Annotated in this window: 24 protein-coding genes and 1 other annotated feature; of the genes, 18 read left to right on the top strand and 6 right to left on the bottom strand. The window is 38.2% G+C overall.

The features are described from left to right. Positions 1-28: 28 nt before the first annotated feature. The 7 genes from IHV12_RS12250 to IHV12_RS12220 all read left to right on the top strand — a co-directional run bounded on the left by IHV12_RS12250 (position 29) and on the right by IHV12_RS12220 (position 4908). The gene (locus IHV12_RS12250) at positions 29-349 is read left to right on the top strand and encodes a hypothetical protein (protein ID WP_197127884.1); all 321 of its coding nucleotides are present in this window, start codon (positions 29-31) and stop codon (positions 347-349) included. Then, positions 342-716, top strand: coding sequence for a kinase-associated lipoprotein B (locus tag IHV12_RS12245; RefSeq protein ID WP_197127885.1), 375 nt, complete (start codon positions 342-344; stop codon positions 714-716). Before IHV12_RS12250 ends, IHV12_RS12245 begins: the two co-directional genes overlap by 8 nt. A gap of 53 nt (positions 717-769) precedes the next feature. Next, positions 770-1591 (top strand): ammonia-dependent NAD(+) synthetase, encoded by an 822-nt coding sequence (nadE, locus tag IHV12_RS12240; protein WP_197191069.1) that lies wholly within the window; start codon positions 770-772, stop codon positions 1589-1591. A gap of 90 nt (positions 1592-1681) precedes the next feature. Continuing rightward, positions 1682-1933, top strand: coding sequence for a hypothetical protein (locus IHV12_RS12235; protein ID WP_137789510.1), 252 nt, complete (start codon positions 1682-1684; stop codon positions 1931-1933). A 209-nt stretch (positions 1934-2142) separates the two neighbouring features. Further along, the gene (gene dat / locus IHV12_RS12230) at positions 2143-3009 is read left to right on the top strand and encodes a D-amino-acid transaminase (RefSeq protein WP_197127887.1); all 867 of its coding nucleotides are present in this window, start codon (positions 2143-2145) and stop codon (positions 3007-3009) included. A gap of 21 nt (positions 3010-3030) precedes the next feature. Further along, positions 3031-3603: a DUF502 domain-containing protein gene (locus IHV12_RS12225; RefSeq protein ID WP_197191068.1), complete on the top strand. Its 573-nt coding sequence runs from the start codon at positions 3031-3033 to the stop codon at positions 3601-3603. 90 nt (positions 3604-3693) lie between these two features. Then, positions 3694-4908 (top strand): DUF2515 family protein, encoded by a 1215-nt coding sequence (locus IHV12_RS12220; RefSeq protein WP_197191067.1) that lies wholly within the window; start codon positions 3694-3696, stop codon positions 4906-4908. Positions 4909-4917: 9 nt separating this feature from the next. Here IHV12_RS12220 and IHV12_RS12215 read toward each other — a convergent pair whose 3' ends face one another. Beyond that, on the bottom strand, positions 4918-5316 hold the full coding sequence (locus IHV12_RS12215; RefSeq protein ID WP_197191066.1) for a hypothetical protein: 399 nt from the start codon (positions 5314-5316) through the stop codon (positions 4918-4920). A gap of 159 nt (positions 5317-5475) precedes the next feature. On the opposite strand from IHV12_RS12215, the gene IHV12_RS12210 reads away from it, so the two are divergent. Further along, entirely contained in the window at positions 5476-6132 is a 657-nt protein-coding gene (locus IHV12_RS12210) for a GDSL-type esterase/lipase family protein (RefSeq protein ID WP_197191065.1), read from the top strand. Positions 6133-6267: 135 nt separating this feature from the next. Here the strand turns inward: IHV12_RS12210 and proC are convergent, their stop codons facing one another. Continuing rightward, on the bottom strand, positions 6268-7107 hold the full coding sequence (proC, locus tag IHV12_RS12205; protein ID WP_197191064.1) for a pyrroline-5-carboxylate reductase: 840 nt from the start codon (positions 7105-7107) through the stop codon (positions 6268-6270). Between the two features lie 135 nt (positions 7108-7242). Here proC and IHV12_RS12200 point away from each other — a divergent pair, with 135 nt between their 5' ends. Continuing rightward, entirely contained in the window at positions 7243-7650 is a 408-nt protein-coding gene (locus IHV12_RS12200) for a group-specific protein (RefSeq protein WP_197191063.1), read from the top strand. Here IHV12_RS12200 and IHV12_RS12195 read toward each other — a convergent pair. Then, on the bottom strand, positions 7632-8456 hold the full coding sequence (locus IHV12_RS12195) for a GDSL-type esterase/lipase family protein (protein WP_197191062.1): 825 nt from the start codon (positions 8454-8456) through the stop codon (positions 7632-7634). The genes IHV12_RS12200 and IHV12_RS12195 overlap by 19 nt on opposite strands. 90 nt (positions 8457-8546) lie before the next feature. On the opposite strand from IHV12_RS12195, the gene IHV12_RS12190 reads away from it, so the two are divergent. Together IHV12_RS12190 and msrA are read left to right on the top strand one after the other, a co-directional pair. After that, a complete protein-coding gene (locus tag IHV12_RS12190; protein WP_197191061.1) occupies positions 8547-9491 on the top strand; it encodes a DMT family transporter in 945 nt (314 codons plus the stop codon). Between the two features lie 73 nt (positions 9492-9564). Next, entirely contained in the window at positions 9565-10527 is a 963-nt protein-coding gene (msrA, locus tag IHV12_RS12185; protein WP_197127896.1) for a peptide-methionine (S)-S-oxide reductase MsrA, read from the top strand. A gap of 17 nt (positions 10528-10544) precedes the next feature. On the opposite strand, the gene IHV12_RS12180 is transcribed toward msrA, so the two are convergent. After that, positions 10545-11906: an MATE family efflux transporter gene (locus tag IHV12_RS12180; protein ID WP_197191060.1), complete on the bottom strand. Its 1362-nt coding sequence runs from the start codon at positions 11904-11906 to the stop codon at positions 10545-10547. Between the two features lie 87 nt (positions 11907-11993). On the opposite strand from IHV12_RS12180, the gene IHV12_RS12175 reads away from it, so the two are divergent. The 6 genes from IHV12_RS12175 (at position 11994) to IHV12_RS12150 (ending at position 20939) form a co-directional block, all read left to right on the top strand. Continuing rightward, positions 11994-12275: a hypothetical protein gene (locus IHV12_RS12175; RefSeq protein ID WP_197127898.1), complete on the top strand. Its 282-nt coding sequence runs from the start codon at positions 11994-11996 to the stop codon at positions 12273-12275. A 47-nt stretch (positions 12276-12322) separates the two neighbouring features. Beyond that, positions 12323-12527: a binding site (T-box leader), on the top strand. 46 nt (positions 12528-12573) lie between these two features. Then, positions 12574-14256 (top strand): arginine--tRNA ligase, encoded by a 1683-nt coding sequence (gene argS / locus IHV12_RS12170; RefSeq protein ID WP_197191059.1) that lies wholly within the window; start codon positions 12574-12576, stop codon positions 14254-14256. Positions 14257-14360: 104 nt separating this feature from the next. Beyond that, positions 14361-15296, top strand: coding sequence for an EamA family transporter RarD (rarD, locus tag IHV12_RS12165; protein WP_197191058.1), 936 nt, complete (start codon positions 14361-14363; stop codon positions 15294-15296). Between the two features lie 171 nt (positions 15297-15467). Further along, positions 15468-18323: a 2-oxoglutarate dehydrogenase E1 component gene (locus tag IHV12_RS12160; RefSeq protein ID WP_197127901.1), complete on the top strand. Its 2856-nt coding sequence runs from the start codon at positions 15468-15470 to the stop codon at positions 18321-18323. Continuing rightward, positions 18316-19590, top strand: a complete 1275-nt coding sequence (gene odhB / locus IHV12_RS12155; RefSeq protein WP_197191057.1) for a 2-oxoglutarate dehydrogenase complex dihydrolipoyllysine-residue succinyltransferase — start codon at positions 18316-18318, stop codon at positions 19588-19590. Before IHV12_RS12160 ends, odhB begins: the two co-directional genes overlap by 8 nt. Positions 19591-19961: 371 nt before the next feature. Further along, positions 19962-20939, top strand: coding sequence for a nuclease-related domain-containing protein (locus IHV12_RS12150; RefSeq protein ID WP_197191056.1), 978 nt, complete (start codon positions 19962-19964; stop codon positions 20937-20939). Positions 20940-21136: 197 nt separating this feature from the next. On the opposite strand, the gene IHV12_RS12145 is transcribed toward IHV12_RS12150, so the two are convergent. Further along, on the bottom strand, positions 21137-22099 hold the full coding sequence (locus tag IHV12_RS12145) for a quinone oxidoreductase family protein (RefSeq protein WP_197191055.1): 963 nt from the start codon (positions 22097-22099) through the stop codon (positions 21137-21139). Between the two features lie 155 nt (positions 22100-22254). Between IHV12_RS12145 and IHV12_RS12140 the strand changes: the two genes are divergently transcribed. Continuing rightward, positions 22255-22455: a DUF6501 family protein gene (locus IHV12_RS12140; RefSeq protein WP_144700434.1), complete on the top strand. Its 201-nt coding sequence runs from the start codon at positions 22255-22257 to the stop codon at positions 22453-22455. 56 nt (positions 22456-22511) lie between these two features. Here IHV12_RS12140 and IHV12_RS12135 read toward each other — a convergent pair whose 3' ends face one another. Next, the gene (locus tag IHV12_RS12135; RefSeq protein ID WP_197127905.1) at positions 22512-23591 is read right to left on the bottom strand and encodes a bifunctional 3-deoxy-7-phosphoheptulonate synthase/chorismate mutase; all 1080 of its coding nucleotides are present in this window, start codon (positions 23589-23591) and stop codon (positions 22512-22514) included. Positions 23592-23725: the final 134 nt, after the last annotated feature.

Below are 23725 nucleotides of genomic sequence, written 5' to 3'. Positions count from 1 at the left end.
TAAAAGAGTGATTAAAGAGGTGATAGAGATGAATAATAAAGCAAACGATGTTTCTGAACAAGTGATAAGTAATTATCAAAAAGATGAAGGTATGATGATCATCATTTACGCTCAATGGTGTGTGAATAATAAGCTTGATCCTAAAGGTGTCTATCTTAAAGCGTATCCAGATCAAAGTAATAATGAGTATGTAATGCATATGCTAGAGCAAACTGTGTCGATAGAAGAAGCAGAGCATATCCCTCATGATACTGTACTACAAGTTTTATCGTTATTCGGCAATGAAGACCTTGCCTTTGTAGTGTCTAATGAAATCAATGCGATGAAGGAGACAAAAAGGGATGAATAATGAAAACCTTGTACTCGCAAGTTATAAAACCGGGCAGTATATAGGAAAAGCAGGAGAAGAGCGTAACCAGATGGTGTTATTTGAAGTTTTGGCAGTAAAACACCACCCTTGGCAAGGTGATCTTCATAACCCTAAACAAGCAGATGTCCCATTTTTCCAAGAAAGAAGAGCGCTAAGTTATGGAGAGAAAACATGGGTGCCAGTTCATACGATCAAAAGCTACGATGGTGAACTTCCCTCCTACAAAGAATCTTTAAAACATGCCTTAAATCAGTACATAGACAAGTTAGAAGTGGACGGTAGTCCTTGGGCAAAACGCTCTTTGGACTGTTTGTTTTCATTAGAAAAAGACTATAAGCTTGATTAAAAGTGGATAGACAGTGGAAAAAAGATATTATAGACCAAAAGGTGGCGATAGAATTGGAACTTCAAAAACAGATTATTTCAGAGTTGAAAGTGGAACCAAAAATTGATGTAAAGAAAGAGATTAAATCCAGAATTCAATTTTTAAAGGACTATGTAAAAAAATCTAGTGCAAAAGGTTATGTTCTTGGCATCAGTGGTGGACAAGACTCAAGTCTTGCTGGTAAATTAGCTCAGATTGCTATGAACGAACTAAAGGATGAAACGGGAGAAACATATACTTTTGTAGCGGTTAGACTTCCATATGGCGTACAAAAAGATGAAGAAGATGCTCAGCGTGCTCTAAAATTCATCGAGCCAGATGTATCTTTAACCGTAGATATTAAACCGGCCGTTGATGCTTCAATGAGTGCCATTACAAAGGCAACTGAAAAAGAACTTTCTAACTTTCTAAAAGGGAACACGAAAGCACGCGAAAGAATGAAAGTTCAATATGATATTGCAGGCGCTTATCAATGTTTGGTCATCGGTACAGATCATGCAGCAGAAGCGATAACTGGCTTCTTTACAAAACATGGTGACGGAGCATGCGACCTCGTTCCATTGTACGGATTAAATAAAAGACAAGGAAGAGAGCTGTTAAAAGAACTAGGCGCAGAAGAACGTCTATATTTAAAAGTTCCTACAGCTGATCTTGAAGACGACAAGCCGCTGATTCCTGATGAAACAGCACTCGGAGTAACATATGAAGAAATCGATGACTATCTGGAAGGAAAGGAAGTTTCTTCGTCATCTAAAGAAAAAATTGAAAAAAGATACATCCAGACGATGCATAAGAGAAACCATCCTGCGTCCGTTCACGATACGTGGTGGAAGTAAGAGTAGAGCACCTGGGAAACCAGGTGTTTTTGTTTTGCCGCTTTTAGGTTATACTTGTTCTTGGAATAAAGGGGAAGGGGATACATAACTTTGAGTAAAACGGCTAAGATCATCATCTCATTAGGTATCGTATTTTTAGCATATTTTGTTTATGATACTATTAATCGCGAGAACGAAAGAAAAGATCGATTAAATGTTATCGACGAGCATTTTAAGAAACCTTTTAAGATTGAGGAAGAGTTGAAAGAACAGTATGATAATGACTTCTTGATCGAAATGGACAAGGAACTATATATCGTTACAGTAGAGGATCATAAAGTTGTTAAAACAGTAAAGCAATAATGAGAATTAAACCGCTTATAAAAGCGGTTTTTTGTATGATTGCTTGTATGATGTTTAAACCTGGAAATCGAGCAACCCGTATTGAAATTCAACGATCTTCAAAGCAACGGTGAATACTGACAAAGTGACACTTGAAGGCATCCACTTTTTCATTTAAAGTAGATGAAAGCTCAACTGTATACATATTATAGTGATGGGGTGGTAAAATCATGGAAAATTCATACGTTTTGTATCATGATCAAATTATTAAAGACGGATCGATACCAGTTGATCCCCAAGACAGAGGCTACCTTTTCGGAGATGGAATCTATGAAGTGGTATTTGTTTATGACAAAAAACCTTTTGCGTTTAAAGAGCATTTCGCGAGGTTTGAACAAAGTGCAAAGAAACTTGAACTAGCAATGCCCTATGATGTTTCTACGTTTAAAAAGCTTACAGATGAACTGATCAGTAAGAACAACATTGAGAATGGAATGGTCTACATTCAGATGACTCGTGGAGTCGCACCCAGAAATCATCTTTATGAAAGAAATATGCAAAGTGTTGTAACAGGTTTTGCAAAATCCGTTTCACTTGAAAACATTGCGAAATCTCAAGCAAGTGGAATCAGCACTTATCTAACAGAAGATATCCGTTGGCTGCGCTGTGACATTAAAAGCTTAAACCTACTTGGCAATGTGATGGCAAAACGGAAAGCGGCAGATTTTGACTGTCAAGAAGCGATTCAGCACAGAGATGGAACAGTAACAGAAGGGTCTTCATCCAACGTATTTATCGTAATAAATGGAACATTGAAAACACATCCAAGTACAAATCTGATCTTAAATGGTATCACTCGACAAATCGTGATTACATTAGCACTAGAAAATGGCATCTCCGTTCTAGAAGAAGCATTCTCTGTAGATGACCTTTTAAACGCAGACGAGGTTTTCATTACAAGTACAACGATGGAAGTAACACCAGTTACCAAACTTGTAGGCTCAGAGAATCAAACATACGACATTGGTCCTGTAACACTTAAACTGCAAGACCACTTTAAGAGACAGATAAAAAAGAATACTTCTGTCGTTAACTAGTCTTAAATTGTAGGGGAAAATATGAAAAAAATACTCAAGTACTTTATAAATGGACTGCTGACTATCCTTCCGATCGTGTTAGCTGTTTATCTGATATATAAGATTTTTGGATTTTTAGACAGCATCCTTGGTAACTTATTAAAAGATGTTCTAAAAGAAGATTATATACCAGGCATCGGACTTATCACGACGCTTGTACTGATTACTGTCTTGGGTTGGATGTCTACTCAATATGTATCAGGAAAGTTATTTAGTCTTATCGATCGCGTGCTAGAGAAGACACCTTTTGTTAAGACGATTTATTCTGTGATAAAAGATACGATTCACTCTCTTTTTGGAGAGAAAAGATCTTTTTCCAAAGTAGTGCTGATTGAATATCCGGAACTGAATGTAAAAAGTGTAGGTTTTGTTACGACTGAAGATGTAAGTAGTTTAAGTGATGAGTTGAGAGATCACGTTGCTGTTTACATCCCTCAAACGTTTCAGATTGCAGGTTTCACTTTTTTAGTACCAAAAGACAAGATCAAAGTTCTTGATGTAAAACCTGAAGATGCCATGAAGTTTTTATTATCTGGTGGCGTAGCAACTAAATAAAATAGTCGATGAACAAACACCCTTGTAACGGAAAGGGTGTTTTTCGTTTGCTTTTTTCATACATTGAAAGAAAAGGAGGGTGTTAAGCTGATGACATCAAAACGGTTATTTACAAAATTAACACTCATCCCGTTCGAAATGGTCATAAATGCCTTTCCCTTTTTTCATAGAGAAAAAGTAATCTGGCAACTCAGTAAAGAGCAGAGGATGTTGCTACAAGATGAATGGAAAAGAATAAAAAGAAGACACGGAGAAGTTAAGATAAATCTTCAAAGCAATAGCAAAGAGTTAGTTCGAAGAATCAAAGCAGAGACGAAACGCTATAACAAAAATAATGTCACACGTACCACAGCTTATTTAACGTTCTATAATAAACACCCTGAGATCTCATGGTCATTTTTAGCTCATATGGTTTCTAGAAACGCTGGATATTTTATGAGTGATCTTAAAGGAGAGTTCTTACCACACATTCTTGAAGAAACATTTCTAACAAAATTGTACGACATGCTTGAAAAAGGAAACAGTATGATTTTTGAGGATGCTTATCCTCAACTGCTTTTATACGAAGAGAGTAAAAGAACAGGAATATCTCTGTTTCATCTTAGTCATCATTTCAACATTTCTCCATTTATTGAAGGCGTTTGGGAGATTTATATACGCCAAGAACATCAGGGCTTTTTACTTCCTGTCGCACAGATTATTAATGAACAAAGTCATATTGAAAAAGCACTTGTTCAAACAGAAGAATATAAAGAATTATTAAATTCTATCACATATCGTCTACAAGAATGGCTGAAACTTTCGCAAATATTGTTTCCTACATGGCCGTTGAAACAATCAATTGGAAGAAACATGAACCATTTTAAGAACCTTGATGAAAGAATTCGGTTGGGACAAAATTTATACTCCACATTATTTCAAACACAGTTTGCAACGAACATACACAGGTTTGCGAATGCTATTCCTCATACGGGATCGCGATGTGATTATGATCACAAAAGTTTTACTGCTATCTATCCTTCTCCGGATAAGTTTCCTAAAGAAAAGCTCTCTTTTTTCAAAGTGAAAAATAACACGAAAATATATAGTCCATTTCTTCTAGATGTATGGAAGCACAACTGTAGTGGACCTTATCTTGGTTCGAATTGGTTTGATGATGAAGAGTATGTATTAAAGAAGATGAAGTTAGTGAATAAACCTTCTCCCTCCACATGGATGACGTATTGGTCTGGTCTACACAAAATAGAGTCTGTATTTCTCTTTAATCGATATTATAAGATGCTCAAAAAAAATAGAAACCTTTGATAAAGGCTTCTATTTAAAAAAGGAAAGGATGTTACCCATTTGCTGTGCAAGCCCCATCACTTGATTTGCTCCGCCCATCATTTTTCCGAAGTTAAGTCCAGATCCTTGATTGTTCGGCATCATACCCATTGAATTTTGATTGCCTTGACTCTGCTGTTGGTTAAATGGCATACCTTGCATCATTGGATGTGACATCGCACCAGGTGGCATCATTGGCATCATATATGGCATGAATGGCTGTTGAGTTAATCCTTGTGAATATTGCTGCTGTGGCATAGAAGCTGGAGCTGCTGGAGCGTATGGCGGTCTGCCGGGTACCGTTTGGCTATTTGCATATCCCTTTGCAGTTGGTGTAGTAAAAGGGTCGTATCCGCCATATGGAAACATTCTTACAGATTTCTCTTTCAAAAAAAATCACCTCATAATAGTTTCTATATATGTATATTCAACGAATGAAAAAGGGACATAACCCTTTCGTGGAAGTGATGAAAACGCCCTGTCCAAATTTAAAACACATCATATTTTAATAATAGAAATGTGTGCTTTGAAAAGGAGGATAAGGGATTTATGTCTGATGAACATACTTCATGTGAATGGCTGTTAACGGCGATCGGTGATTCCTTAACTGTTGGAGTAGGAGCACCGGTGTTCGGCAAAGGATATGTGGGAAGATTTGTAAACTTCACACAAACTACTTTTGATAAGCACATCTTAGTAAAAAACTTCGCAGTAACGGGTACAACTTCCGAAGAAATATTAAATTCCTTAAGCGATAAAGAGATCAAACGGTCGATTAAGGATTCTAAAATCATATTAATCACAGCTGGTGGTAACGATCTTATTCAAGCGGCTTTTAAATATATGTTTACGAAAGAAGAAGAATTGATCTATCATGCTTTAGAAAATTGCAAAAAAAATCTAAACAAAATTTTTAAGAAGATCTATAAATTAAAAAGAAACTCAACAGAGCCGTTTATCATCAGAATATGCACGTTGTATAACCCGTACTTTAAATGGAGTAAAGCCATGCAATGGGTCAACATGTTTAACGATTTGATCAAGAGCTATGAGAAGATGCCATATGTGAAAGTAGCAGATCTATACAGTGTCTTTATGGGAAGAGAGAGTGAGCTCGTCTGTTTTGATACGATTCATCCAAACAAAAAAGGCTATCAAGTCATAGCCGTTTCACTGTTTGATTTAGGTTTTCCTGAAATTGAGTGATAAAATGTTCCGCACTCAAACCCAATAAAATTTCACGTACCGTAAGCGCATTCTATTTTTAAAAAATAAAAACCAGTCAATAACCAAAAAAAGAGGAGCTGCCACAATAATGACAGCTCCTCTCCGGAATTTTATTTACATAACAGGAATTTTTTCAAATTCTTTTCTAAGTGATCTGGAACGTTTTGCAGCATGTTCCACGGCTTTTTCAATGGCAACACCACCGCCATTTTCTGCAAGTGCATCAAGTCCTGCCGCAGTCGTGCCGTTTGGTGAGGTCACTTTCTTTCTTAGTTCAGCTGGAGAGTCATCGGACTCCATAACCATCTTACTTGCACCATAAAGTGTCTGAGCTGCAATATCACGGGCTAATTCACGATCAAGTCCGTTTTCTACAGCGACATCTTCCATATGTTCAAGCAAGTAATAAAAATACGCAGGTCCACTACCGGCTATTCCAGTGAAAACATCCATCTGTTTCTCAGATATAATTTTCACTTTGCCAATAGCTTTCGACAATTCTTGAGCTAAATCCAAATCTTCATTTTTTACATACTTACCGGCACTAATACCTGTAATGGATTCACCAATCATACTCGATGTATTAGGCATAACACGAATGATAGGTAAAGATCTGTTTAGGATCTCCTCTATATACGTTGTTGAAATTCCGGCAAGAACGGATAAAATGACATGGTGATCTTGAAGTGCGGGTCGAAGTTGTTGAAGAACTTCTTCCGCTTGTTTTGGTTTTACCGCAAGAATAATCACGTCTGTATTCGTTAATGAGAGTTCTTGAACTGAAGTTGTCGTAATGTTATATCTGTTCGTTAGTTCTAATCTTCTGTTTTCATTCGTGTGGTTCGCGGCTATGATTCGATCAGGAGAAATTTTGGCTTTGTTGATCAATCCTGATATCATTGCTTCTGCCATTGAACCTGCACCAATAAAAGTAATATTTCTGTATTTTAACATGCAACCCCTCTTTCAATGATTTTACTTATTTATAAAGTACTATGTTAACATGTTCACAAATAGATGCAAGTCGTTGTATCCATTTCCACTGGATTGTAATATGATTTTTACATAAGAAACAAAGGAGGAGCGTGAATGAAATTTTATGTGGCTTCGGGATTTCAAAATATAGAACGTGTAAAAAAGTTAGGTAAAGATCTGCAAAATAAACTTCATTGGCAGCTTACATATGATTGGACTGTTAACGATAGAGCAGAGACGAAAGAAGATCTGGCTGAAATAGGAATAAAAGAATATGAAGCAGTCATGGAAGCTGATATAACAATCGTGGTCTTACCTGGTGGGAAAGGGTGTCATACTGAACTGGGTATAGCTTTAGGGAATAAGAAAATCGTTGTTTTGCACGATCCGGAAGGTGTGTTGCAAAAATTATCTGAAGCAACTACATTTTATTTTCTACCACAGATTATACATTGGAATGGGGTAGTAGAAGAACTGCCTGCATTGTGCAGCTCTTCTGAACCTTATCTTGCCTCTTTATAAGATTGATTTTGAAATGTTGTAACGGTTTTGGCAGCGATCCGATCGTATCCTTCTTCATTTGGATGGATGGAATCGTACAACCATTTATCCATATCGTCTGTTTGAAGAGCATCGCTAACGGGAACTACCAAAGCTGGCTTGTGAGAAAGTGCTGTTTCGTATGCGATTAAATTCCAATCATTCAATAGTTTTTCCGTCGCTGGGTAATATTTTTGTTCAGCATTAACAACGTTATACAGTTCATTCAACACTATTATTGCGTTAGGGTTATGTTTTCTGATGTTTTCGAAAATATCATTTAAGTTTTGCTTATAATCAGATTTAACATCATCGTAACTTTGTATAGCTTTTAGTGGACCTTGTTTCTTTGCAATTTGTACGAGGTCATTACCGCCAATATTTATTGAAATGATGTCTGCTTTCTCTACAGATTGCTGAACAGCTGGAATGTCCAGTTGATTCAGTAAGCCTTTACTCGTAAAACCAGAAACACCTTGATTTTCGAGAATAAAGGTTTTTTCTGTTAAGTCCTGCAGGTTGTCATTCACTTTGTTAGCAAAACCACCTTGCTCAGAGCCTCTTCCTTCAGCTACTGAATCGCCTAGCACGAGGTGATTCAAAGTGGATTTTGGAGAATTCTTTAGATATTGAAGATAAGTGATTTGTTTCGAATCTGATGAATCACTTTGATCGATCACAGATTCTTTCTTGATCTGGTTTATCTTATATTGCGGATAATAATACCACCCGGCTGCACTTATGACTAATAGCAAAGCAAACAAGGAGATGATATATCTTTTTTTCATATATATCCTCCTGTAACATATTTTTTTAAAAATAAAAGTATTAGTTATAGATAATATCATAAATATGCCTAGAAAGTGAAAGGTGACCACTTGAATAATAATTCACTAAAGATACCTGTATTTATTCCATTAATAATTGGGATCATCGCAATATCGTTTTCTTCTATTTTTGTTAAATGGTCAGATGCACCTGTTTCTGTTCAAGGAATGTATCGATTATTATTTACATTGATCTTGATGTTTCCATTCGTTTGGAAACAAGTTCGTTTTTTGAAAAAAATGACTTGGCAAGAAGGCTTTTTGTTATTTTTATCAGGAACCTTTCTAGCTCTTCATTTTTTGTTTTGGATGGGATCATTGAAATTAACTACCGTTGCAAGCTCTACGATACTGCTTTCTTTACAGCCTGTTTTTGTAATGATAGGAGCATACATAGCGTTTCGCGAAAGAACTTCAAAGGCAGCAATCATTGGGATGGTTGTTGCGATCGTTGGGGCTATTATGATTGGTTGGGGAGATATTGGCATCTCAATAAAACATATTCAAGGAGATGTTTTATCTATTTTAGGAACGATTGTAGTTGCAGCTCATATGCTGATCGGTCAAAAGCTTCTAAGAACATTTCCTGCTACACTTTATAGTTTTTCTGTATTTTTTGTTGCTGTCATTGTTTTTGGAATCTATAATTTGACTTTGTCTATACCGATGACTGGGTATCCAGAGAAAGAATGGGGGATCTTTGTACTGCTTGCCATCATACCAACTGTATTTGGACATGTATTGTTCAATTGGCTATTAAAATATGTAACAGCTGCTACGATATCAATGGCAATCTTAGGTGAACCAGTTGGGGCAACTTTGTTAGCTTACCTATTACTTGATGAATCACTAACTCTTTCCCAATGGAGTGGTGGTGCTATCGTGTTAGCGGGGCTGTATTACTTCTTGCAAAATACGCGAAAACAAAATAGACGTTCAACTCCTGCACCGATCATGCCACCAGTAACATCAGGTCCAATTGTAAAAAAAGGGTAAGAGCCTTTTTCTATGCTTTTTATGGGCATTCTTATATGATGAAACAAACAGATGAAAAAAGGAGATTGATCTCATGAGTAACTATGCAAAAGCTACTTTTGCTGGAGGATGCTTTTGGTGTATGGTCACACCATTTGAAGAGTGGCCAGGCATCATTTCTGTAGAATCAGGCTATACAGGTGGTCACAAAGAAAATCCAACTTATAAGGAAGTCTGCAGTGAAACAACCGGCCATTTTGAAGCCGTTCAAATCACATTTGATCCATCCATCATTTCGTATGAAAAAATCGTCTCAGTTTTTTGGAAACAAATTGATCCTACTGATGCTGGCGGACAATTTTACGATCGTGGAGATTCGTACCGTACTGCCATTTTTTATCATGATGAAGAACAAAAAACGGTCGCTGAAAAATCAAAAAAGGAATTAGAAGAGAGCGGTCGATTCGACAAGCCGATCGCAACTTTAATTTTACCTGCTGATACGTTTTATTCTGCTGAAGAATATCACCAGGATTATCATAAAAAGAATCCTTTTCATTACAAACGCTATCGCCAAGGCTCAGGGCGAGATGCCTTTATCAAATCACACTGGGTAGATAGTGGGCAAAAAGAAGAAATACTAAAAACCCTTAATCCTATGCAATATAACGTTACACAAAAAGATGCAACAGAACCTCCTTTTCAAAATGAATTTTGGAACCATACAGAAGAAGGGATCTACGTGGATATCGTTTCTGGGGAGCCTCTTTTCAGTTCTTTAGACAAATTTGATAGCAGCTGTGGCTGGCCTAGTTTTACAAAACCTGTTCGTTCATCTACTGTCGAAGAAAAGGAAGATTTATCTCACGGTATGATCAGGACGGAAGTGAGAAGTAAGGATGCAGATTCTCACTTAGGACATGTATTCACAGATGGTCCACGAGATCAAGGTGGATTAAGATATTGTATCAATTCTGCAGCACTTCGTTTTATTCCTAAGAACGAACTAAAAGAAAAAGGATATGGAGAATACCTCACTCTGTTCGAACAAAAATAAACCAGCCTTGGGCTGGTTTATTTTTGTTCAGAAGAGGAATAAGAATGTGATTGTATATATTTTAATCGAGCAAATAAAATGATTGCGCCAGCTGAAAGACCAGATATCAATCCGATCCAATACCCATATGCACCAAGCGACGTAAAATTAGCTAGGTAGTATCCCACCGGTAGACCGAGCACCCAGTATGAGATAAATGAAAGCATAAAGGTGACATTTACATCTTTATAGCCTCTTAGTGCACCTTGAATCGGAGCGCCTATAGCGTCAGCTAGTTGAAAGAACACCGCATACCATAAGAACGAAGTCGTAAGTTGAATGACTTCTGGTTCTTTTGAATAGATTCTCGCTACTTGTTCATCAAACACCATTAAGAGACCAGAGAGAATTAGGGCAAAGCCAACAGCCGTAACGATTCCTATATAGCTATACTGCGCGGCATCCTTAAAGCGTTTCGCGCCTACTTCATAACCAACTGCAATCGTGAGTGCAAAAGAGATACTCAAAGGCAGCATATATAAGAATGAAGCAAAGTTTAGTGCAGCTTGGTGAGCAGCGATTGTTATCGTGTTGAAATCACTCATTAAAAGTGTAACAGCAGCAAATATACTTACTTCAAAGAAGATGGCAAGACCAATCGGAACGCCGATCTTCAACTGTTCTTTCCAAGCAGTTAAAGAAGGTTTATAGAACGTTCGAAACAGTTTATATCTTCTGAACGGGTTCATGTTAACAACGATCATAACGGTTATAATGGCAGTTACCCAATACGTTATTGCTGTTGCCACACCAGCACCTACACCACCTAATTCGGGAAAACCACCTTTACCGAATATGAATAAGTAGTTAAAGATAGCATTTACGGGTAATCCAATCAGTGTGATAAACATCGTAATTCTAGTCTGACCTAAAGCGTCGATGAAAGATCGAAGTGCACCGTATAAAAACAGCGGCATGATGCCGAACGATAATGCGATTAAATAGCCTCTTGCCACATTTTCTACTTCTTTTTCGAGAGACATCGCACCTAAAATGGAATCTAACACAACTGATCCTAATACAACAACGATGACTGAAATTACGACCGACAAGTAAACAGCTTGCATGACGGACCGGGGCACATTTTTTGTATTCTTAGCTCCTTCAAGCTGTGAAACAATAGGTGTTAATGCCATTAAGATACCGTTTAGTCCAGTGAAGATCGGAACCCATAAACTCGATCCGATAGCTACACCTGCTAGTTGATCAGCACCTGAACGGCCGCTCATAACCGTATCTAAGAAATTCATGGCATATAAGCTTAACTGAGTGATCAATACGGGAATCACCAGTATTAAGAAACTTTTATATTTACTTCTTAACGAATATGTCTGTATCATCTGCATACTTCCTTTAGTAGTTAAACTGTCAATTCGAGACAATGAATTATATCATAAAACATAACTAATATACGTGAAGGAGAAACTATGAGTGTTCAATTTCTTTTTGAAGTTCAATCTGTTCTGCCAGGAGAGCAAAGCAATGAAAAAATTGTACTGGTTTCAACAGAGCTTTTATATAGAAGCAGTGGAGAAACAATCTATACAGGTGTAATACCGGTTAGAGTAACTGAGCATGGAGTGTTTGTATCGGTCCCAGCAGTTACAGCTGCCTTCAACTCAAAGTATTTACGAACGGAAACGTTATTTCGGTTAAAACGATACATTAAACGAATGAGAGATTACTTGGATTTTGATAAAAAGGAATAAGTTGACTTTTTGCTTTTACCTTCATATAATATGAAAAACTATATGTCAGAACATTTATGAAAAAGAGAGTAGTCTGTAAGGATGTTATATAGCGAGCAAGGGATTGGTGTAAGCCTTGCACAACCTTCAGACGAAGCGCACTTTGGAAATGTTTGCTTGAAAACGAAGTAGAGCAAACCGGGACTTCCCGTTAACAAGTCAAGTGGCCTTTAGGCAATGAGAGTGGTACCGCGGTTAATATCCGTCTCTTCTATTAATTTAGAAGAGGCGGATTTTTTTATTTTAGGGAGGTTAAAGAATGAACGGTAAAAAAGTATTTGCAGCTTATTTAAAAGAAAGAATTGGTAGTGAACTATCTTTCGAAGAAATTGATTCCGCTATTGAAAAACCTAAACAAATTCAACAAGGTGATCTAGCATTTCCTTGTTTTCAATTAGCTAAGATCTATAAGAAGTCTCCGAATGAAATCGCAACAACGTTAGCTGGTGGAACGAGTCAAGATGCGTTTGAGAAAATAGAAGTTGTTGGAGGCTACGTGAATGCTTTTTTAAATAAAAAAGTAGCTGCTGCATCGCTGTTAACTCAAATATTAAAGGAGAAAAACAACTATGCTAATCATCGTTTTGGTAAGGAAAAGACAATCGTTATCGATCTTTCTTCTCCTAATATTGCAAAGCCTTTCTCAATGGGACACTTGCGTTCAACAGTAATTGGTTCCTCAATAGCCGCGATCAGTGAAAAATGTGGGTACACGACAGTTAAAATTAATTATATAGGTGATTGGGGTACACAATTTGGTAAATTAATCTGTGCGTACTTAAAGTGGGGGTTGGAAAATAAGGTAAAAGATAATCCGATCGGAGAGCTGACTAAACTTTACGTTCGCTTTCATGAAGAAGCTGAAAAAGATCCTTCGTTAAATGATGAAGGGAGAATGTGGTTTAAAAAATTAGAAGATAATGATCCCAAAGCAAAAGAATTATGGATCTGGTTTAAAGAAGCTTCCTTAGACGCATTTCAGAACATCTATAAATTATTGGATGTCCATTTCGATTCTTATAACGGTGAAGCGTTCTTTAACGATAAGATGGAAGCTTCCGTAAAAGCCCTGCAAGAAGAGAATTTGTTAGAACTCTCTGATGGTGCCCAGGTTGTAAGAGTAGGTGAAGATCTACCACCGTGTTTGATCAAAAAAACGGACGGCGCCACTCTGTATGCTACACGTGACATTACTGCTGCCATCTATAGAAAGAAGACCTATGACTTTGACGAGGCATTCTATGTTGTCGGTCACGAACAATCTCTACATTTTGAACAAGTGAAACGCGTATTGAAAAAGCTTGGACACGATTGGGCTGATCACATGCATCATGTTCCTTTCGGGCTTATTTTACAGAATGGTAAAAAGATGAGTACACGAAAAGGAAGAACTGTACTATTAGAAACTGTTATCTTAGAAGCAGTAAAGTTAGCAGAACAAAATATTAGAAGTAAAAATCCTGAACTCCAAGATTTACAGAATGTCGCACGACAAGTAGGGGTAGGCGCGGTTATTTTTCATGATTTAAAAAATGAAAAAGGAAACGATGTGGAATTCTCGCTTGATACGATGCTTAAATTTGAGGGCGACACGGGGCCGTATGTGCAGTATACAGCTGCTCGAATACAGACAATATTAAATAAAGGAAATTTTAACGGAAGTGTTCCGAAAGAGTTGTCTATCGAATCAGAAAGCTGGGAGATCATATCTGTATTAAATGAATTCCCTGAAGTTGTTGAACAGGCATTTCGCAGAAAAGAACCATCTGTTATTTCAAAATATGTCTTAAAGTTATCTCATAAATTTAATCACTACTATGCAAATGTGAAAATATTAAACACTAAAGAAACGCCGGAACGACTTGCGTTATGTGCAGCAGTTCAGATCGTCCTGAAAGAAGGATTACGATTATTAGGCGTTCAAACACCGAATAAAATGTAAAGTTACCCGTTATTTTGCTGCGAAGTTTATTTAGTAGCAAATCATCTAGAATCCGTTATATAATCTTATAACTTCATATAAATTATGGGATCGAGGAACGGACAATGAAATTAAATGAACATACGAAGGGTATATGGTATGCCGCTTTTTCTTATTTAATATGGGGATTCCTTCCACTGTATTGGAAACCACTTCAATCAGCAGGATCCGTTGAGATTTTAGCACACCGCATCTTATGGTCTTTTCTTTTAATGATCGCTGTAATGTTCTTATTAAATAAGAAAAACGCTCTTACAAGAGATGTAAAAGTGCTCTTTGGTAATAAGAAACAATTTCTATCTGTATTTACCGCTTCACTATTAATAAGCGGGAATTGGGTCATGTATATTTGGGCCGTCAATACAGACCATGTTGTTGAAGCTAGCTTAGGCTATTATATTAATCCACTTGTTAGTGTAATTCTGGGCATGCTTGTATTGAAAGAAAAATTAAACAGCTGGCAGCTCGTATCCTTTGTATTAGCCGCATGTGGTGTTTTTCTATTAACGTGGCAACATGGAGAGTTCCCTTGGGTAGCTGTTTCTCTAGCTCTTTCGTTCGGCCTGTATGGACTTGTAAAAAAACTTGGGAGTTTTGACTCGTTAACGGGCTTAACATTTGAGACGATGTTTGTCTATCCATTAGCTTTCATTTATTTGATCTATCTTCAATGGAACGGGGAGGCGTCATTTATTTCTGGAGGCACTTCTACGACACTACTTTTATGGGGAGCTGGACTTGTGACTGCAGTCCCATTACTTTGCTTTGCGCAAGGTGTAAAGCGGATCTCTATGACGATGATCGGTTTTCTACAATACATTGCTCCCACTATCATGCTCGTATTAGGTGTATTTTTGTATCATGAAACATTTAGTCAGATTCATGTCATTTCATTTACCTTGATATGGATCGCGCTCCTTATTTTTACGGTCAGCAAAACAAAATGGGCAAATTATCTCATAAATCGTAAAAAACAAAATTCACTTTCTGCGAAAATATAGTATAATGGCAATGACCATTGTTACAGTTGAAACCTTATCAATGATAAGGTTCTTTTCATTCATTGTTTGAGAGCGCTTTAAATAGGGAAAAATTCAATGGCGAGAAATGATGAATCACCTGTTAACAGCAACAGCACAATACTTACAAAGGGAAGCAGGAGGGAACAAAAGATGAGTCATCAACGTTCCAAATCAGAAAATCCTTGGCAGGGACTAAGTGGACCAAATATGGCCTACATCCTTGAACTATATGATCAATATAGTGTGGATCCGGAATCTGTTGACAGTTCATTCAAAGAGAAATTTGATGCTTGGGGGCCTCCTATTGAGGGCTCTGTATCAAATCAACGTACTGCACAGAGTTTTGATGGATTGGATTTCGAGAAATTAGCAGCTGCATTAAAATTAGCAGAAAACATTCGCACTTACGGTCACTTAGCAGCTAACTTATACCCAGTAGGGGAATTTCCGAAAGACAACCACCATATTGACCCGAAAGAATTTAACTTAACTAAAGAAGATTTGAAAGCGATACCACCTTCCTTTATTTGGAAAGAAGCGCCATCTAGTGTTAAAGACGGCTATCAAGCCATCCAAATGCTTCAGGAAGTGTATACGAAAACAATCGCTTATGAATTCAGTCATGTACATGAGACTGAAGAGCGCCAATGGTTAAACACCATGGTTGAAACTAGCCAACATTATCCTAAATTTTCGGCTGAAGATAAGAAAAACCTTTTAACACGCCTGAGTGAAGTTGAAGGATTTGAGAAATTCCTTCATAAAACATTCGTTGGGCAAAAACGTTTCTCTATCGAAGGCGTTGATATGCTGGTACCGATGCTTGATGAAGCAGCTAAAGAAGGATGCCGTGACGGAGCAGAACATGCTCTGATCGGAATGGCACACCGTGGGCGTCTGAACGTACTTGCTCACGTTCTTGGCAAACCTTATGAATTAATTTTCTCAGAATTTCATCATTCTCCAAACAAGGAGCTAATTCCTTCTGAAGGTTCTAGAGGAATTAACTTCGGATGGACGGGAGATGTAAAGTACCATCTAGGTGCAAGCCGATTAGTTGAAACAGATCAATCTCATAAAATTAAAATCTCACTTGCTAATAACCCAAGTCACTTAGAGTATGTTGATCCAGTTGTTGAAGGATATACAAGAGCAGCTCAGGAAACGCGTGACAAGAAAGGTTATCCGGTGCAAGATACTTCTAAAGCATTTGCGATTCTTATTCATGGTGATGCTGCATTTCCTGGCGAAGGAATCGTTGCTGAAACATTGAACTTAAGTCGCCTTAGAGGGTATCAAACGGGTGGAACACTTCATATCATCGCAAACAATTTAGTAGGTTTTACAACAGATAGCGGTGATTCTCGTTCGACGAAATATGCGAGTGACCTTGCTAAAGGTTTTGAGATCCCGATCATTCACGTTAATGCAGATGATCCAGAAGCATGTATTGCAGCTGTACATCTTGCTTATGAATATCGTAAAAAGTTCCAAAAAGATGTTCTGATCGATCTGATCGGATATCGTCGATTCGGTCACAATGAAATGGACGATCCATCTGCAACACAGCCTCGATTGTATAAACATGTAAACAGTCATCCGACCGTTCGTGACGTTTATGCAAAACAGCTTGTTAACGAAGGTGTACTATCTGATGAAGAAGTAAAGTCTATTGAAAATGATGTATTAACAAAGCATCAGACTGAATATGAAAAAGTTCAAGGTCGCAAAGAAAAATTCAAATTGGAAGACACAAGACTTCCTGATCCGTTATCGAAAGCACTTCCTGATATCGATACCACAATTTCAGTTAGTGATCTTCAAGAACTTACAGAAAACATGCTGAAGTTCCCAGAAGACTTTAATGTATATCCGAAAATCAAGAGAATCCTTGAACGCAGACGCAAGTCATTCCAAGGGGAAAAGATCGATTGGGGTATGGCTGAATCATTAGCGTTCGCTTCTATCCTTAAAGATGGAACGCCGATTCGTATTACGGGGCAAGACTCTGAGCGTGGTACATTCGCGCAAAGACACCTTGTATTAAACGATAGTGAGAGCGGAAAGAAGTTTTCTCCATTGCATGCCATGGATGACATCGATGTTTCGTTTGCGATTCATAACAGTCCATTGTCAGAATCATCAGTTGTTGGTTTTGAGTACGGTTATAATGTATTTGCACCTGAAACGCTTGTTATTTGGGAAGCACAATACGGAGATTTCGCGAACGTTGCTCAAGTTCTGTTCGATCAGTTCTTATCAGCAGGACGTGCGAAGTGGGGACAAAAATCAGGTATGGTGATGCTTCTTCCTCACGGATATGAAGGTCAAGGACCTGAGCATTCAAGTGCACGTCTAGAAAGATTCTTACAGTTAGGTGCAGAAAATAACTGGACGGTTGCTAACGTAAGTACTGCTTCACAGTACTTCCATTTGCTACGACGTCAAGCAAAGCTTCTATCAATGGATGAAGTTCGTCCGTTAGTCGTTATGACACCTAAGAGCTTGCTGCGTGACACGAAAGTAGCATCCATGGCGGAAGCTTTTGAAAGTGACCACTTTATGCCATTGTTACAACAACCTGGTCTAGGCAAAGAAAAAGACAAAGTGAAGAAAATCTTACTTTGCTCTGGTAAGATTGCGATCGATCTTGAAAAAGCTCTTGAACAAGATCAAGTAGCAAGAACGGAGATGCATATCGTTCGTGTTGAACAGATCTATCCGTTCCCAGAAGAAGAGATGAATGCTCTATTAAAAGAGTATCCAAACGTTGAAGACTTGATCTGGGTGCAAGAAGAGCCGAAAAACATGGGATCGTGGTTATACATCGAACCAAAACTTCGTGCTGTAGCACCAAAAGCTCACGTTTCTTATATTGGACGTCAAGAACGTTCGAGTACGGCTGGTGGGGAACCAGACATCTATAAAAAAGAACAAGAACAAATCATCCAAACATCATTAGCACTAGACATTCAATCGCGAGAGGGAGGCCGTGAACATGTTTGACGTTAAAGTTCCGGAGTTAGCCGAATCAATTTCAGAAGGTACAGTAGCACAATGGCTTAAAAAAGAAGGCGACACAGTTGTTAAAGGTGAAGATCTAGTAGAGCTTGAAACTGATAAAGTAAACATTGAAATCAGTGCTGAGCGAGATGGCGTTTTAAAAAATATCAAAGTTGAACCAGGCGACACTGTAGCCGTTGGGGATATCATCGCTTCTATCGTTGAAGGCGGAGCTTCTGAGTCTGCAGAACCTGCAGCAGAAGAAAAGACGGACGAAAAAGCAGCTCCAACTCAACAAAAACAAGAGCCCGTCGTTGAAAAAGACGCGGCTGAAGAAGAACTGAAAGCTTCTGATCGCCCGATCGCATCTCCTGCAGCTCGCAAGCTTGCTCGTGAGAAAGGCATCGATCTTTCTGAAGTGAATGCTCGCGATCCTCTAGGACGCGTTCGCACGGAAGATGTAAAACGTCACGCTGAAGGTGGAAGCACAGAAAAAGCTGCTCCGGCATCTAAGCCAGCAGCAGCAGCTTCTAAACCAGCTGCTTCTGTTGAAGCGGTAAATCCTGAGAAACCTGTAGAGCGCGTGAAGATGTCCCGCAGACGTCAAACGATCGCTAAGCGTTTAGTTGAAGCTCAACAAACAGCAGCGATGCTTACAACGTTTAATGAAGTTGATATGACGGCGATCAACGAAGTTCGTGCTCGCCGTAAGGACAAGTTCTATGAGCAAAACGGAGTTAAACTAGGATACATGTCATTCTTCACGAAAGCTGTTGTCGGAGCACTGAAAAAGTTCCCTGCCATCAATGCTGAGATTCAAGGCGATGAAATGGTTCTTAAGAAGTTCTACGATATCGGAATCGCAGTTGGAGCAGAAGAAGGACTAGTTGTACCAGTTGTTCGCAACGCTGATCGTCTAAGCTTCGCTGGTATCGAAAAAGAAATCGGAAACTTAGCTGAGAAGGCACGTTCTAAAAAGCTATCATTAGAAGACCTTCAAGGTGGATCATTTACAATCACGAACGGCGGAATCTTCGGATCGATGCTTTCAACACCAATCTTGAACGCACCTCAAGTTGGTATCCTTGGAATGCATACAATCCAATGGAGACCAGTAGCGATCGATAAAGAGCGTATGGAAAACCGTCCAATGATGTACATCGCACTTTCTTATGATCACCGTATTGTAGATGGAAAAGAAGCGGTAAGCTTCTTAACAACGATTAAATCACTTCTGGAAGATCCAGAATCACTTCTTTTAGAAGGTTAATGTTTAGTAACGTAATGATGATATGGAACACCCCCTGCTTGCAGGGGGTGTTTTTTTGGTGGGTTTGAATAGAGGATAGGTCGTTAGTGCGGTGTGGGAGGTTAGCGAGTGTTTTGGAAGGAAGGTTGGCTGGATTTGTCGAATGGCCTTTATTTTTAATTTTCGGCTTAATTGTGGTTGGTGTCAGCTTAATTGGTAGGCTAAACGACTTAATGAAAGTCTTTTTTGACTTAATTTTTTCAATTTAGACTTAATTGTGCACAACCTAAATTCCGAGCAAAAAATTATTCATCAAACCATTGCTGAAAATAAAGGTTTTTTATCAATTTTTATCGAATGACATATGTACTAAAATAGCTAGAGGTGATACCTTGATAAAAAAACCACGTACCAAGCCCCTGAAACTATTAAAATTAGACGCCATCTTACAAAGATTAGTACACAATCATCTGAAACACGGTGAACTACAAATTGAATTTGCTAGATATTCAGCAGGTTATAGAGGTGAAGTGGCATTAGATTATTTTTTGCACGATTTAGATGAGAATTCATACCTCATTTTTCATGACTTGCGACTTCCAAGAGATAAAGAAAAGAAGTACTACTTTCAGATTGACTGTCTGGTTCTTCATTCTTCGTTTTGCGTTTTGCTCGAAGTTAAAAATCTCTCAGGCGATCTATATTTTGATCATCACTTCGATCAGATGAAAAGAACGAAAAATGGCATAGATGAAACTTTTCCTGATCCAGTTAACCAGGTCCAACAACAAAAATCATATCTGGATAGCTGGTTCACAAGAAATCAGTTGCCTAAAATCCCACTTTATTCCCTCGTTGTTCTAACAAATCCTAAATCTTTTATTACACTATCACCGCATTATGGTAAAAAAGCAGCTCATATTATTCGAGCTAAGGGTCTAGCCAACAAAATTCAAGAATTTTCAACGATTCATCATCAAGAAATCCTCTTAAAGAAAGACCTCTCAAAACTTACTTCAAAGCTATTAAAGCAACACGAGAAGCATAATCCAGACGTATTAAAAACATATAACATCAAGAAAACAGATCTTTTTACTGGAGTCTTTTGTCCAGACTGCAATCATGTTCCTATGCGACGAGAGAGAAGTACTTGGGTTTGTACTAAGTGCAATGTAAAGTCCAAAGATGCTCATATAAAAGCGATCCAAGATTACGCAATGATCTTTGATGAGCCAGTTAAGAACAAAACGTTAAGACGTTTTTTACACATCGATTCTTCTACATGTATGAAAAATCTTCTAAAATCCATGAATCTTACCCCGAGCGGACCTACTAATTCAGCAACTTACCATCTACCAATTCCTGAATAGATCAACGCAATATAATATTATATTAGTCTAATAAAGAGTAGATATATGAACCTACTGTTTGCAAATTTTATATTAATTGCAAAATGCAACTAACTTTACTTGCAAAGTACGAATAATTAAATATTAATTTATTTGCATTTTGCAACTAAAACACAAAAAAGGCAGCTGTAACCAACAGCCGCCCTCAATTATATAACTTAAGGTATCAACAAAATCTTCCCTGTACTCTTTCTACTCTCCAAATATTCATGAGCTTTTGCTCCGTCACGTAAAGAGAAAGATGTTTCATTAATTTTTACATCTCCATCCTTAATCCATTCAAACAGCTCGCTTGATCGTTTTACACGTTCTTCGTGAGAGGTTAGAACGTTCCACAAGTCGCCTCCGGTCAACGTCTTAGAAGTATCCATGAGCATGCGGGGATCAATGGACACAGGGTCGCCGTCAGCCATACCAAAGAATACTACGGTTCCGCCAATCCTTGTAACTTCGAAACTGTCCATTATCGTAGAACCAACTGACTCGTAAACAACGTCTACACCTTTGCCAGATGTTTCACTCAACACGCTTTCTGTCCAATTATCATTATATAAGAATACTGAATCCGCTCCTGCTTCAAAAGCGACCTGACGTTTTTCTTCTGAAGATGTTAGACCAATAACCTTTCCGCCAAGCAACTTGATGATCTGAATCAATAGCTGTCCAACACCGCCAGCGGAAGCATGAACCAATGCAACATGACCTTGTTTAATCGAAAAACTGTCTCTAGTCAGATAGTGTGCAGTCAACCCTTGTAACAAAAGAGAGGCTGCTGCTTCAAAGGAAACACCTTCTGGAATGGGTATTGCTTTTTCATTAGGGACAACGACCAGTTCCGCGTTTGCAGCGGGTACATCTGCGAATGCGATACGATCTCCAACAGAAACACCATTAACAGCACTGCCAACTTCTTTAACGATCCCTGCTCCTTCATAACCTAGAATGTAAGGAGGCTTTCCTTCTAGATGATAATTGCCTTTTCTTCTATAAACATCAGCGAAGTTTAAGCCAATGGCTTTCATTTCTACCAAAATGTCTTGGTCACCAATAACTGGATTTTTAATTTCACGATAGTCTAAAACCTCGGGACCACCGAATGAGTCAAAAACTAATGCTTTCATATATGTAGATCTCCATTCTAATAATTATCTTCCTTATCATATTAACCGAAACAATCTGTGAAATACTAGGAAAGGAGCTCTAGAAAATGAATTTGACAGATAAGGCAGGGCACATTATGATTTAACAAAAGAATTTCTTAAAGGAGAGAGACTTCATGATTCATTTAGAGTGGGCGAACAGAGAAACAATTCGCGAGATCAAATGCGTACATACAGATGCAAAAAAATATATGGTTAACCGTGCTTTAACTGCCGGCAAAACATATGAACTAAAAAATGAAACAGAGGAATTTTATTTTGTAGTAGATAACACAGGGAAAATAGGCGGATACTACAAAGAATATTTCGAAGGCTAAGCCAAAAAGCGACCAAAGAATAAGCCTGACTCATTGAGCCAGGCTTATTCTATCTATTAAGAATGAATCTTCTTTTTTTCCTTGTTTAATAGAGCATCCATGAATTCATGGAATTCTGGAATGTTCATCTGTTGTGCTGAATCTGATAGCGCTACTGCTGGGTCAGGATGTACTTCAGCCATAACTGCATCGGCTCCGATCGCCATTGCCGCTTTAGCAGCAGGGAGGAGAAGGTCTTTTCGGCCCGTTGAGTGTGTTACGTCCACAACTACCGGGAGATGCGTTTCTTTTTTAAGAATAGGTACCGCTGAAATATCGAGTGTGTTACGAGTTGCTCTCTCGTAAGTACGAATACCGCGTTCACATAGAATAACTTGTGAGTTACCTTGAGCCAAGATGTATTCTGCAGCGTACATGAATTCTTCAATCGTCGCAGCTAACCCACGCTTCAGCAATACTGGTTTGTTCACAGATCCAGCTGCTTTCAATAGATCAAAATTCTGCATGTTACGTGCGCCGATCTGAATCACATCAACATAATCTAGCGCCATCTCAATATCGTTCGGATTAAGAATTTCACTTACAACAGCGAGCTGATGTTCATCTGCTGCTTTACGAAGAATTTTTAATCCTTCAAGTCCAAGACCTTGGAAGTCGTAAGGAGACGTACGCGGTTTGAATGCGCCACCTCGGATTAGTGTTAATCCTTTTTCTGCAATGACTTCTGCTACTTGCTTCACTTGTTCGTAGCTTTCTACCGCACAAGGACCCATGATGAAGTGGGGATTACCATCACCAATCTTTTCACCTTTTACATTTACGATCGTATCTTCAGGTTTCTTTTTACGAGATACGAGTAATGCTTTTCGGTTATCATCTTTTTGAAGCTCCAAGCTAGCTTTGAAGATTTGCTTGAAGATGTGCTGTACCGTTGATGTTTCGAACGGACCATCGTTATGAGAAGCAATCAGATCTAATAGCTCTCTTTCTCTTACAGGATCAAACCGTTTAACTCCTTGCATTTCCTTAAGCTTTCCAATTTGTTGTGCAACATTACCTCGTTCATTTAAAAGTTCTAAAATTTTTAAAGAAATATCATCCATCTGTTTGCGTAAGTCTGCTAATTCGTTTGACATGTGTGGTTCCTCCCCATATTTATACTACTGTCATTAGTTCCTATATCGCGGCCGCTCATAGGCTTATATATATACATCGTTACATAGACACTTTCGCGCTTTAAAGCGTGTGTCTCATAAAGTATTGTTTGTAA

Source organism: Fictibacillus sp. 7GRE50 (assembly GCF_015903875.1).
In the GTDB taxonomy this organism is placed as follows: domain Bacteria; phylum Bacillota; class Bacilli; order Bacillales; family Fictibacillaceae; genus Fictibacillus; species Fictibacillus phosphorivorans.
The sequence above is the reverse complement of the archived record's forward strand: the minus strand, read 5'-3'. Positions and strand labels throughout refer to the sequence as shown.